Annotated in this window: 8 protein-coding genes; 7 read left to right on the forward strand and 1 reads right to left on the reverse strand. The window is 70.2% G+C overall.

Annotated features, from left to right (window positions below):
* Positions 1–7: 7 nt before the first annotated feature.
* Complete coding sequence (locus ACYVLT_RS15700; RefSeq protein ID WP_360460028.1) at positions 8–991, reverse strand: ABC transporter substrate-binding protein; 984 nt, start codon at positions 989–991, stop codon at positions 8–10.
* Positions 992–1,347: 356 nt separating this feature from the next.
* On the opposite strand from ACYVLT_RS15700, the gene ACYVLT_RS15705 reads away from it, so the two are divergent.
* The 7 genes from ACYVLT_RS15705 (at position 1,348) to araA (ending at position 12,726) form a co-directional block, all read left to right on the forward strand.
* Positions 1,348–3,447, forward strand: coding sequence for an immunoglobulin-like domain-containing protein (locus ACYVLT_RS15705; RefSeq protein WP_461120909.1), 2,100 nt, complete (start codon positions 1,348–1,350; stop codon positions 3,445–3,447).
* A gap of 30 nt (positions 3,448–3,477) precedes the next feature.
* Complete coding sequence (locus ACYVLT_RS15710; protein WP_461120910.1) at positions 3,478–5,955, forward strand: alpha-L-arabinofuranosidase C-terminal domain-containing protein; 2,478 nt, start codon at positions 3,478–3,480, stop codon at positions 5,953–5,955.
* A gap of 67 nt (positions 5,956–6,022) precedes the next feature.
* Entirely contained in the window at positions 6,023–7,489 is a 1,467-nt protein-coding gene (locus ACYVLT_RS15715) for a family 43 glycosylhydrolase (protein ID WP_461120911.1), read from the forward strand.
* Positions 7,490–7,650: 161 nt separating this feature from the next.
* On the forward strand, positions 7,651–8,637 hold the full coding sequence (locus ACYVLT_RS15720) for a LacI family DNA-binding transcriptional regulator (protein ID WP_461120912.1): 987 nt from the start codon (positions 7,651–7,653) through the stop codon (positions 8,635–8,637).
* A gap of 226 nt (positions 8,638–8,863) precedes the next feature.
* Positions 8,864–10,519, forward strand: a complete 1,656-nt coding sequence (gene araB, locus ACYVLT_RS15725) for a ribulokinase (protein WP_461120913.1) — start codon at positions 8,864–8,866, stop codon at positions 10,517–10,519.
* A gap of 3 nt (positions 10,520–10,522) precedes the next feature.
* Positions 10,523–11,197 carry an L-ribulose-5-phosphate 4-epimerase gene (locus ACYVLT_RS15730; RefSeq protein WP_461120914.1) on the forward strand — a complete coding sequence of 225 codons (675 nt, stop codon included), beginning with the start codon at positions 10,523–10,525 and terminating at the stop codon, positions 11,195–11,197.
* Between the two features lie 20 nt (positions 11,198–11,217).
* Positions 11,218–12,726 carry an L-arabinose isomerase gene (araA, locus tag ACYVLT_RS15735; protein ID WP_461120915.1) on the forward strand — a complete coding sequence of 503 codons (1,509 nt, stop codon included), beginning with the start codon at positions 11,218–11,220 and terminating at the stop codon, positions 12,724–12,726.
* Positions 12,727–12,742: the final 16 nt, after the last annotated feature.

Genomic DNA, 12,742 nt, shown 5'->3' on the forward strand with positions numbered 1-12,742 from the left:
CCGCGGCTCAGTACTTGCGGTTGGGCAGCTCGGTCTTGGCCTGCTCGGTGGTGAAGGTGCCCTCCACGGTCACGACCCGCGCCGGCACCTCCTCGCCCGCCACGACCTTCTTGGCGAGCTCCATCAGCTGCTTGCCCAGCAGCGGGTTGCACTCGACGATGAAGTTGATCTCGCCGGCGGCCAGCGCGGTCATGCCGTCCTTCACCGCGTCCACGGTGATGATCTTGATGTCCTTGCCGGGCACCTTGCCCGCGGCCTTGATGGCCTCGATCGCGCCCAGGCCCATGTCGTCGTTGTGCGCGTAGACCACGTCGATCTGCGGCTGCGCCTTCAGGAACGCCTCCATGACCTGCTTGCCGCCCGACCGCGTGAAGTCACCGGTCTGGGTGGCCACGATCTTCAGGTCGGTGCCCTTGATGGCGTCCTCGAAGCCCTTCTTGCGGTCGATCGCCGGCGCCGCGCCGGTCGTGCCCTGGAGCTCGACCACGTTCTTCGCGCCCGCCGCGTTGGCCTTCAGCCACTCGCCGGCCTTCTTGCCCTCCTCGACGAAGTCGGAACCGAGGAACGTCTTGTACAGCGACGTGTCGTCCGAGTCGATCGCGCGGTCGGTCAGGATCACCGGGATGTTCGCGCGCTTGGCCTCCAGCAGCACGGTGTCCCAGCCGGTCTCCACCACCGGGCTGAAGGCGATGACGTCCACCTTCTGCTGGATGTAGGACCGGATCGCCTTGATCTGGTTCTCCTGCTTCTGCTGCGCGTCGGAGAACTTCAGCTCGACCCCGGCGGCGGTCGCCTCCTCCTGGATCGACTTGGTGTTCGCGGTGCGCCAGCCGCTCTCGGCGCCCACCTGGGCGAAGCCCATCGTGATCTTGCCGTCGTCGTTGGCCTTGGGAGCGCCCGACGATCCCGCGTCCCCGGATCCACCGGACCCGCACGCGGTCAACGCGGCCAACAAGACCGCGGCGGCGGCGGTCGTGATCTTCTTCAACACTGGTCTTCCTCCGTGTGAACCCGAGACACTGACGGGACGGCGAACCGCGTGACGGTGGTCACCTGGGGCACAAGAGTGAACGCTCACAATCGGCTCGTCAACCCCCCGGAAACGTCAACTTTGCATCCTTGACACGTTTGTTAGGGCGGTCGTATGTTAGCGCTCACTTTTGTGACCCAGCCCACCTGCACCCTTCGGACGCCCTGTTCACCCGCGGCCCCGCGCCGCGCGCCAGACGAGAGCGACGCCCCATGGTCACCCTTCGTCATCGCCCACGCACCTTCGTCGCGACCCTCGTCGCAGCGCTGGCCGCGACGGCTTTGAGCGCCTCGCCCGCTTCCGCCGCCGATGGCCTCGTGCTGCACTATCCCCTCACCGAAACCGACGGCGCCGTCGTGGCCGATACCTCGGGCGGTGGTCGCAACGGAACCGTTATCGGCGACGCCACCCCCGGCGGGGCCGAGGGCCTCCGGCTGGGCGGCGTCGACGGCCACGTGAAGCTGCCCGACCACGTCTTGCGAGGCCTGACCGAGGTCAGCGTCTCACTCCAGGTGCGCATCGCGCAGGATCAGGCGGCGCCGTACTTCATCTACGGTCTGGGTAACTCCTCGGGCACGTTCGGTGACGGCTACCTGTTCACCACCGGCAACGCGTACCGGTCGTCCATCGCCACCGGCAACTGGTCCACGGAGCAGACCGTGACGGCCGGGCGCGATCTTGCCAGGGGCGTGTGGAAAACGCTTACCTACACGCTCGGCGGCGGTACCGCCGTGCTGTACGAGGACGGCGTCGAGGTCGCGCGCAAGACCGGTGTCACGATCACCCCGGCCATGATCGGCGGTGGCTCCACGACGGCGAACTACATCGGCCGCTCGGTGTACAGCGGCGACCGGTACCTCAAGGGCGCGGTCCGCGACTTCCGCCTCTACGACCGGGCGCTCACCGCCGCCGAGGCGCACGAACTCGGTTTCGTCCCCGACGACGAGAAGGGCCGCCGGGACTTGGCCGCCATCGACCTCGGCGACACCTCCGCCGTGACGGAGAACCTCGCCCTCCCGACCACCGGCCCGTACGGCTCCACGATCACCTGGCGGTCCGGTGACCCCGCCGTCGTGTCCACCACGGGCGTCGTCACCCGTCCCGCGCCGGGCAGCGCGCCCGCGACCGTCACGCTCACCGCGACCGCGTTCGACCAGACCCGCGCCTTCCAGGTCACCGTGCGGCCGGAGCTCACCGACGACGAGAAGGTCGCCGAGGCCGACGCCGCGCTGGTGGTGTGGGACGCCGAGGGCGTCCGCGGCAACATCACCCTGCCCGCGACCGGCCTGCACGGCACCGCGATCACGTGGAAGAGCAACAAGCCGGAGGTGATCACGCCCACCGGCGAGGTCACCCGGCCCGCGGCCGGCGGGAAGCCGGTCAAGGTGCAGCTCACCGCGGAGATCCGCGCGGGCGAGGAGACCACCCGCAAGAAGTTCAAGGTCACCGTGCTCCCGCTGCCCGAGCGGCAGGCCTACGAGGGTTACCTGTTCGGCTACTTCACCGGCGAGGGCACGGCCACCGGCGAGCAGGTCTACCTCGCCGCCAGCCGCGGCAACGACGCGCTCCGGTGGGACGAGCTCAACCAGGGCAAACCCGTGCTCACGTCGTCGCTCGGCGACAAGGGCGTGCGCGACCCGTTCATCATCCGGTCGCCGGAGGGCGACAAGTTCTACCTCATCGCCACCGACCTGAAGATGAACGGCAACGGCAACTGGGATCTGGTGCAGCGCAAGGGCAGCCTGCACATCGAGGTGTGGGAGTCCACCGACCTGGTCAACTGGTCCGAGCAGCGCCACGTGCCGGTCTCGCCGGAGACGGCGGGCAACACGTGGGCGCCGGAGGCGTACTACGACGACTCGATCGGCGCGTACGTCGTGTTCTGGGCCTCGAAGGTCTACGCCGAGGACGACCCGGAGCACACGGGCAACACCTACAACAAGATGCTGTACGCGACCACGCGCGACTTCCGCACGTTCAGCGAGCCGCGGGTGTGGGTCGACCCGGGGTACTCGGTCATCGACTCGACCGTGATCAAGCACGGCGACGAGTACTACCGGTTCACCAAGGACGAGCGGAACAACACCTCCACCACGCCGTGCAGCAAGTTCATCCTCGCGGAGAAGTCGGCGCAACTGCGCGACACCTCATACGACTTCGTCGCCGACTGCATCGGCAAGGGTTCGGTCAACCAGGGCGAGGGCCCGACGGTGTTCAAGTCCAACACCGAGGACCGCTGGTACCTGTTCATCGACGAGTTCGGCGGCCGCGGCTACGTGCCGTTCGAGACCACCGACCTCTCCTCCGGCCGGTGGACCCTCGCCACCGGCTACCAGCTGCCCAGCCGACCCCGGCACGGCACCGTGCTGCCCGTCACCAAGGCCGAACTCGACCGCGTACGCGCCGCCTTCCCCTGACCTCCCCCGCATCGGAGCACTGGAGGACGCATGTCCCGCGTTGTGATGGCCGCGGCGCTCGCCGCGAGCCTGCTCGTCGCGGTGCCCGCATCGGGCACGGCCGCGGACACCGACTACACCCTCTCGATCGACCCCACCGCCAAGGGCGCGGCGATCGACGACACCATGTACGGCGTCTTCTTCGAGGACATCAACCGCGCCGCCGACGGCGGCCTGTACGCCGAGCTGGTGCAGAACCGGTCGTTCGAGTACAGCACCGCCGACAACGCCGCCTACACGCCGCTGACCGGGTGGGCGCCGACCGGCGGCACGCTCGACGTCGTGGACGACGACGCCCGCATGAACGAGCGCAACCGCAACCACCTGCGCCTCGGCCTGCCTGCGGGTGTGATCAACTCCGGCTACAACTCGGGCGTCAACGTGGTGAAGGGCCAGCGTTACGACTTCTCCGCCTGGGCGCGCACCGACCAGCCCGGCGGCACCCCGGTGCACGTCGGCCTGACCGACCCGGCGGGCAAGGACCTCGCGCCGCCGCTGGAGGTCGAGGTCACCGGCGACGGCTGGACGAAGTACACCGGCACGTTCACCGCGCGCGAGTCGTCCACCACCGGTCGACTGCTGCTCAACGCGGGTGGCTCCGGCACGTTGCGGCTGGACATGGTGTCCCTGTTCCCCCAGGACACCTCCAAGGGCCACGGCCTGCGCAAGGACCTGGCGGAGAAGATCGCCGCGCTCGAACCGGGCTTCGTCCGCTTCCCCGGCGGGTGCCTGGTCAACACCGGCAGCCACCACGGCTACGAGGCGCCCGCCTTCGAGCGGCGCCGCTCCTTCCAGTGGAAGGACACCATCGGCCCGGTCGAGCAACGCGCCACCAACTGGAACTTCTGGGGCTACAACCAGTCCTACGGCCTGGGCTACCACGAGTACTTCCAGTTCTCCGAGGACGTCGGCGCGATGCCGCTGCCCGTGGTGCCCGCGCTGGTCACCGGCTGCGGCCAGAACCGCGCCACCGACGACCCGGCGCTGCTCCAGCGGCACATCCAGGACACGCTCGACCTGATCGAGTACGCCAACGGCCCCGCGGACTCCACCTGGGGCCGCAAGCGGGCCGAGATGGGCCACCCCGAGCCGTTCGGGCTCACGCACATCGCCGTGGGCAACGAGGAGAACCTGGCGGAGGAGTTCTTCAGCCGGTTCAGCCGGTTCCGCGCCGCCATCGAGGCGAGGTACCCGGACATCACGGTCGTGAGCAACTCCGGCCCGGACGACACCGGCGCCAACTTCGACCGGCTCTGGCAGCTCAACCGCGACGCGGGCGTCGACATGGTGGACGAGCACTACTACAACAGCCCGAGCTGGTTCCTGGAGAACAACGACCGGTACGACAGCTACGACCGCAACGGGCCCAAGGTGTTCCTGGGCGAGTACGCCTCGCAGGACAACCGGTACGCCAACGCGCTGGCCGAGGCCGCGTTCATGACCGGCCTGGAGCGCAACGCGGACGTCGTGAAGCTGGCCTCCTACGCGCCGCTGCTGTCCAACGAGGACTACGTGCAGTGGCGGCCGGACATGATCTGGTTCAACAACCACGCGTCGTGGGGCTCGACCTCCTACGAGGTGCAGAAGCTGTTCATGACCAACGTGGGCGACCACGTCGTCAAGAGCACCGCGTCCGGCACGCCGTGGAGCCCCACGCCGATCACCGGCGCCATCGGGCTCTCCTCCTGGGCCACCTCCGTGGCCTACGACGACGTGAAGGTCACCTCCGCCGACGGTCGGGAGCTGTTCTCCGACGACTTCTCCGTCGACTCGGGCGACTGGACGGGCAACGGCGCGGGCAACTGGGGCGTGGTGGACGGCCGCTTCGTGCAGTCCGACACCGCCGCGACCAACCCCCTGATGACCGCGGGCGACCCGACGTGGCACAACTTCACGGTCAGCGTCAAGGCCACCAAGCTGTCCGGCAGCGAGGGCTTCCTGATCCCGTTCGCGGTGAACGGCGCGGGCAACCCGTTCTGGTGGAACCTCGGCGGCTGGAACAACACCCGGTCCGCCGTGGACGGCGGCAACTCGTCGCGCGTGTTCCACGCCGACGACACGAAGATCGAGACCGGCCGCACGTACGACCTGCGGATCGAGGTGCGCGACCGCACCGTGAAGCTGTTCGTCGACGGTCGGGTGTGGGCCCAGTTCACCGACGAGGCGAACAAGAACCCCGAGCCGTTCCGCCAGGTCGTCACCAGGGACGAGGCGACCGGCGAGCTGATCGTCAAGGTGGTCAACGCGCAGTCGAACGCGGCCCGCACGAAGGTCGACCTGGGCAGCGGCACCTGGGTGGTGCCCACCGCCAGGGCCACCGTGCTGGAGGGCCTGCCGGACGACGTGAACACCGAGTTCACCCAGCCGGTCAAGGCCAGGCAGACGCAGGTGCGGGTGTCGAGCTCGTTCACCCACACGTTCCCGCCGAACTCGGTCACCTTCCTGCGCATCAAGGACCGCCGCCGATGACCCCGCCGACCTCGATGACCCCGATGACCCCGATGACCCGCCCGGCACGTCCGCGATTGGAGCTCCCGTGACCGTCGACCGCAGAAGCCTGTTCCGCGCGGGCGGCGCGCTGGCCGTGGTGGGCGGCCTGTCCGCCTCCCCGTCGGCCGTCTCCGCGCAGGGCGAGCCCGAGGCCGCCGCGGCCGCCGCGGGCGGGCTGCCCACCCGCAACCCGCTGGTCGAGCAGCGCGCCGACCCGTTCATCACCCGCCCGGTGAACGGCATGTACTACCTCACCGGCTCGGTGCCCGAGTACGACCGGGTGGTGATCCGGGGCGCGGCCACCCTGGACGGCCTCGCCGACGCCCGTGAGCGCACGATTTGGCGACGGCCGTCGTCCGGGAAGATGGGCGGCTACATCTGGGCGCCGGAGCTGCACCGCATCGACGGCAAGTGGTACGTCTACTTCGCCGCGGGCGACTCCGACGACCCGTTCCGGATCCGCACCTACGTGCTGGAGTCGGCCAAGGACGACCCGCGCGAGGGCGGCTGGGAGCTCAAGGGCCAGGTGGTCACCGCCCGGGAGACGTTCACCCTCGACGCGACCACGTTCGAGCACCGCGGCAAGCGGTACTTCCTGTGGGCGCAGCACGAGCCGGGCATCGACACCAACACCAACCTCTACATCGCCGAGATGGCCTCGCCCCTGGCGCTGAAGACCACGCCGGTGCGCATCGCCACGCCCACGCTGGACTGGGAGGTCCAGGGCTTCCGGGTCAACGAGGGCGCGGCGGTGCTCATCCGCAACGGCCGGGTCTTCGTGACCTTCTCCGCCAGCGCCACCGACGCCCGCTACTGCATGGGGCTGCTCACCGCGGACGAGAACGCCAACCTGCTCGACGCGCGGTCGTGGACCAAGACGCCCACGCCGATCTTCACCACGAACGACGCCACCAGGCAGTACGGTCCGGGGCACAACTCGTTCACCACGGTCGGCGACCAGGACGTGCTGGTCTACCACGCGCGGGACTACCGGGCCATCACCGGCGACCCGCTGTTCGACCCGAACCGGCACACCAGGGTGCAGAAGCTGTACTGGAACGCCGACGGCACGCCCAGCTTCGGCGTGCCGGTGGGCAAGGGCGGGCCGGTGGTGCGGCTGTCGCCCGCGGACGCGCCGCAGCTGGTCGTGCGGCACTTCGAGTACAGGCTGCGGGTGGACGGCAACGTGCGCGACCTGGCCGACTCGCAGTTCCGGCTCGTGCCCGGCTTCCTCGGCGCGGGCACGGTGGCGGTGCGGTCGGTCAACTTCCCGGACCGCTACGCGCGGGTCGACGGCGGTGTGGTCCGGATCGACCCGTACGAGGACGCCGACGCCTACGGGCGGGCCGCGTCGTTCGTCCGGGTGCCGGGCCTGACCGACCGCGACGCGGTGTCGCTGCGGCTGGTCGCCGACCCGGACGCCTACCTCGCGCACGACACCGGTCGGCTGGTGGTGGCCAGGCCGGGCGGCGACCGGCGCGCCCGGGAGCGTGCGACTTTTCGGCTGGGATGACGCGTCCCTGCGCAGGTGGGAACGGTCTCTGGTGGACAATGGACCCGGAACGCCTGGCGGTGATCGCGTCGTGTTATCGCTAACATCCAGGTTTGCAGGCTTGCAGTGTCAACAGGGGAGATGGGGCGGTAGTGGAGCACAGGACCTCGCGCGATCCCGCGATGACGGATGTCGCCCGGCTCGCCGGGGTCTCGCACCAGACGGTGTCGAGGGTGCTCAACGGGCACCCCAACGTCCGGGAGCAGACCCGGCTGCGCGTGCGCGCGGCCATCGCGGAGTTGGGCTACCGGCCCAACAAGGCGGCCCGCGCGCTGGTCACCGGCCGGTCCCAGCTGATCGGGGTGGTGGCGCAGAACTCGACGCTCTACGGCCCCGCGTCGCTGCTCGCGGCGTTCGAGACGGCGGCGGCCGAGGCGGGGTTCGCGGTGAGCGTGGGCCGGGTCAACGTGCTGGACCGCAACTCGATCTCCGACGCCGTGGAGCGCCACCGGGACCAGCGGGTCGCCGGAATAGTGGTCATCGCGCCGACCGCGTCGGCCAACGACGCGGTCGGCGCCGTGTCCGCGGGCATCCCGCTGGTCACGGTGGACGGCGACCCGGAGCGCTCCACCCCGCTGGTCACCGTCGACCAGGCGGCGGGCGCGTTCGCGGCGACCACCCACCTGCTCGACGCGGGCCACCGCACGGTGTGGCACGTCTCGGGCCCGTCGGACTGGTTCGACAGCCTCGGCCGCATAAGGGGTTGGCGGTCGGCGCTGGAGGCGGCCGGCCTGGAGGTGCCGCCGGTCGTGCCCGCGGACTGGAGCGCGGCCTCCGGCTACCGCGCGGGCCAGATGCTGGCCCGCATGCCGGAGGTGACCGCCATCTTCGCCGCGAACGACCACCTGGCGCTGGGCATCCTGCGCGCGATGAGCGAGCGCGGTCGCCGGGTGCCGCACGACGTGAGCGTCGTCGGCTTCGACGACGTGCCGGAGGCGGCGTACTTCATCCCGCCGCTGACGACCATCCGCCCGGACTTCCACGCCGTCGCCAAGGAGACCCTGGAGCTGCTGCTGGCCCAGGTCGGTGACGGCGACGTGGGCGCGCCGCAGCGCACCGTCGCGCCGGCGCTGGTGAAGCGGGACAGCGTGGCCCCGCCCGTGCAGTGACGTCGTCCGGCTCGTGAGCCGGGTCCCGCCGGCACCGCAACATTTTCGTACCGTCTCCGTCTGTCAGCGGCTCCGCGCGGGGCCCGATCACCCCTAGGCTGTGGTCGGGCCGCGGGCCGGGCGCCCCGGCCGCCGAACATCACGATTGTGCACGCTCACCTGGTCTTTAAGGCCACGTTGCGGGCAGGTCTTGACGTGATGAATGTTAGCGATAACACTCCTCACCATGGCGAGCGATCCATTGGTGGTGGGTGTCGACTTCGGCACGTTGTCCGGCCGCGCGGTGGTCGTGCGGGTGCGCGACGGCCTCGAACTCGGCACCGCGGTGCACGACTACCGGCACGGGGTGCTGGACCGCGCCCTGCCCGACGGGCGCCCGTTGCCCCCGGACTGGGCGTTGCAGGTGCCGCAGGACTACGTGGACGTGCTCAAGCACGCCGTGCCCGCGGCCATCGCGGACGCGGGGGTGGACCCGGCCGACGTGATCGGCATCGGCACCGACTTCACCGCGTGCACGATGGTCCCGGTCAAGGCCGACGGCACGCCGCTCAACGAGCTGCCCGAGTTCGCCGACAACCCGCACGCGTACGTGAAGCTGTGGAAGCACCACGCGGCCCAGCCGCAGGCCGACCGGATCAACCACCTGGCCGAGCAGCGCGGTGAGGGCTGGCTGCCCCGCTACGGCGGCCTGATCTCCTCCGAGTGGGAGTTCGCCAAGGGCCTGCAGCTGCTCGAAGAGGCGCCCGAGGTCTACGCGGCGATGGACCACTGGGTCGAGGCCGCCGACTGGATCGTCTGGCAGCTCGCCGGCGCCTACGTGCGCAACGCCTGCACCGCCGGCTACAAGGGCATCTACCAGGACGGTTACCCGTCCGTCGAGTTCCTGGCCGCGCTCAACCCCGACTTCGCGGGCTTCGTCACCGACAAGCTGGAGCACCCGCTCGGCCAGCTCGGCGACCGGGCGGGCGGGCTCACCGAGCAGGCCGCCGAGTGGACCGGCCTCAAGCCCGGCATCGCGGTGGCCGTGGGCAACGTCGACGCGCACGTGACCGCGCCCGCCGCGCGGGCCGTCGAGCCCGGCCAGATGGTCGCGATCATGGGCACCTCCACGTGCCACGTGATGAACGCCGACGTGCTGGCCGACGTGCCGGGCATGTGCGGCGTGGTCGAGGGCGGGATCGTGCCCGGCCTGTGGGGCTACGAGTCCGGGCAGAGCGGCGTGGGCGACATCTTCGGCTGGTTCGTGGACCACAACGTGCCGCCGGAGTACCACGAGCAGGCGCGGGCGCGGGGCATCTCGGTGCACGAGCTGCTGACCGAGCTGGCCGCGCAGCAGCGCATCGGCGAGCACGGCCTGATCGCGCTGGACTGGCACAGCGGCAACCGCTCGGTGCTGGTGGACCACGAGCTGTCGGGCGTGGTGGTCGGGCAGACGCTGGCCACCCGCGCCGAGGACACCTACCGGGCGCTGCTGGAGGCCACCGCGTTCGGCACGCGCGTGATCGTGGACTCCTACACCGACGCGGGCATCCCGGTGACCGAGCTGGTGATCGCGGGCGGCCTGCTGCGCAACCCGCTGCTGATGCAGATCTACGCCGACGTGACGAACCTGCCCCTGTCGGTGATCGGCTCCGAGCAGGGCCCCGCGCTCGGCTCGGCGATGCACGCGGCCGTGGCGGCGAAGGCCTACGAGGACATCCGCGAGGCGGCCCAGTCGATGGGTTCGATCAAGCGCGGTGCGTACCTGCCGATCCCGGACAACGTCGAGGCCTACGAGCGGATGTTCGTGGAGTACCAGGAGCTGCACGACTACTTCGGTCGTGGCGTGAACGAGGTCATGCACCGGCTCAAGGCCCGGCGCCGCGCCGCGAAGGGGGAATAGCCGATGTCCGCCGTTGCCGACGTGCAGCGCACCGTTGCCGACCTGCGGCGCACGGTCGCCGACCTGCACCGCGAGCTGACCCGCTACGAGCTGGTCATCTGGACCGCGGGCAACGTCTCGGCCCGCGTGCCGGGCCAGGACCTGATGGTCATCAAGCCGTCCGGGGTGTCCTACGACGAGCTGACCCCCGAGGCCATGGTCGTCACCGACCTGCACGGCGAGCTGGTGGAGGGCGACCGCTCGCCGTCCTCCGACACCGCCGCGCACGCCTACGTGTACCGGCACATGCCCGAGGTCGGGGGAGTGGTGCACACGCACTCCCCGTACGCCACGGCGTGGGCGGCGCGCGGCGAGCCGATCCCGTGCGTGCTCACCATGATCGCCGACGAGTTCGGCGGTGACATCCCGGTCGGCCCGTTCGCGCTGATCGGCGACGACTCGATCGGCCAGGGCATCGTGGAGACGCTGCGCGACAGCCGCTCGCCCGCGGTGCTGATGCGCAACCACGGCCCGTTCACCATCGGCAAGGACGCCCGTGCGGCGGTGAAGGCCGCGGTGATGCTGGAGGACGTGGCGCGCACCGTCCACTTCGCACACCAGCTGGGCACGCCGAAGCCGATCGAGCAGCACCACATCGACAGCCTTCACGCGCGCTACCAGAACGTCTACGGGCAATGAGCCCACGAGGGGAGCCCCGCATGTCGCCTGCTGGGAAGCCGCAGGTCTGGTTCCTGACCGGGAGCCAGCACCTCTACGGCCCGGACACGCTAGAGCAGGTTGCCCAGCAGTCACAGCAGATCCAGCGGATGCTCACCGAGTCGGGGAGGATCACCGCGGAGGTGGTGTGGCAGCCGGTGCTGACCGACACCGCCGCCATCCGCAACGTGATGCTCGCGGCGAACGCCGACCCGTCGTGCATCGGCGTGATCGCGTGGATGCACACGTTCTCGCCCGCCAAGATGTGGATCACCGGGCTGGACGCGCTGCGCAAGCCGCTGCTGCACCTGCACACGCAGCTCAACGAGGCGCTACCGTGGTCGACCATCGACATGGACTTCATGAACCTCAACCAGGCCGCCCACGGCGACCGCGAGTTCGGGTTCATCCAGACCAGGATCGGCGTGCCGCGCAAGACCGTGGCAGGCCACGCCAGCGACCCGCTGCTGGCCGAGCGGATCGACGGCTGGGTCCGCGCCGCCACCGGCTACAGCCACCTGAACGGGATGAAGTTGGCCCGGTTCGGCGACAACATGCGTGGCGTCGCGGTGACCGAGGGTGACAAGGTGGAGGCCGAACTGCGCTTCGGCGTGTCGGTGAACACCTATGGCGTGAACGACCTGGTCGAGCTGGTGGACGCGGTCGACGAGGACGAGATCGACCTGCTGGTCGCCGAGTACGCCGACACCTACCGGCTCGCGCCGGAGCTGGACAAGGGCGCGGATCGGCACGACTCGCTGCGCTACGCGGCCCGCATCGAGGCCGGGCTGCGCCGGTTCCTCACCGACGGTGGGTTCGGCGCGTTCACCACGAACTTCGAGGACCTGGGCGGGCTGCGGCAGCTGCCGGGCCTGGCCGTGCAGCGGCTGATGGCCGACGGTTACGGCTTCGGCGGCGAGGGTGACTGGAAGACCTCGGCGCTGCTGGCCGCGGTCAAGGCGATGGGTGCCGGCACGGGCCGCGGCACGTCGTTCATGGAGGACTACACCTACCACTTCGGGCCGGGCGAGCCGAAGATCCTGGGCGCGCACATGCTGGAGGTCTGCCCCACCATCGCGGCCGACCAGCCCTCGTGCGAGGTCCACGCGCTGGGCATCGGCGGCCGCGAGGACCCGGTGCGGCTGGTGTTCGACGCGGCCTCGGGTCCGGCCGTCGTCGTGGGCCTGGCCGACCTGGGGGAGCGGTTCCGGTTGGTGGCCAACGAGGTCGAGGTCGTGCCGCCGGACGAGCCGCTGCCGAACCTGCCGGTGGCCCGCGCGGTGTGGAAGCCCGCACCGTCACTGTCCACTTCGGCCGAGTCGTGGCTGACCGCAGGCGGTCCGCACCACACCGTGATGACGCAGGCGGTGGGCGCCGAAGTCCTGCGTGACTTCGCGAACATGGTGGCCACCGAACTGGTCGTCATCGACAAGGATACGACGACCTCGTCGTTCAGCGACCGCCTGCGCTGGAACCAGGCGTACTTCCGACTCGCACAGGGCCTGCGATAGCAGCTCCTGGGCACGC

It is taken from the genome of Saccharothrix stipae, from assembly GCF_054781895.1.

Coding starts and splice junctions, on each gene's coding strand:
- ACYVLT_RS15730 (WP_461120914.1), top strand. CDS start 10,523: ATGTCCGCCGTTGCCGACGTGCAGCGCACCGTTGCCGACCTGCGGCGC.
- ACYVLT_RS15710 (WP_461120910.1), top strand. CDS start 3,478: ATGTCCCGCGTTGTGATGGCCGCGGCGCTCGCCGCGAGCCTGCTCGTC.
- ACYVLT_RS15720 (WP_461120912.1), top strand. CDS start 7,651: ATGACGGATGTCGCCCGGCTCGCCGGGGTCTCGCACCAGACGGTGTCG.
- araB (WP_461120913.1), top strand. CDS start 8,864: ATGGCGAGCGATCCATTGGTGGTGGGTGTCGACTTCGGCACGTTGTCC.
- araA (WP_461120915.1), top strand. CDS start 11,218: ATGTCGCCTGCTGGGAAGCCGCAGGTCTGGTTCCTGACCGGGAGCCAG.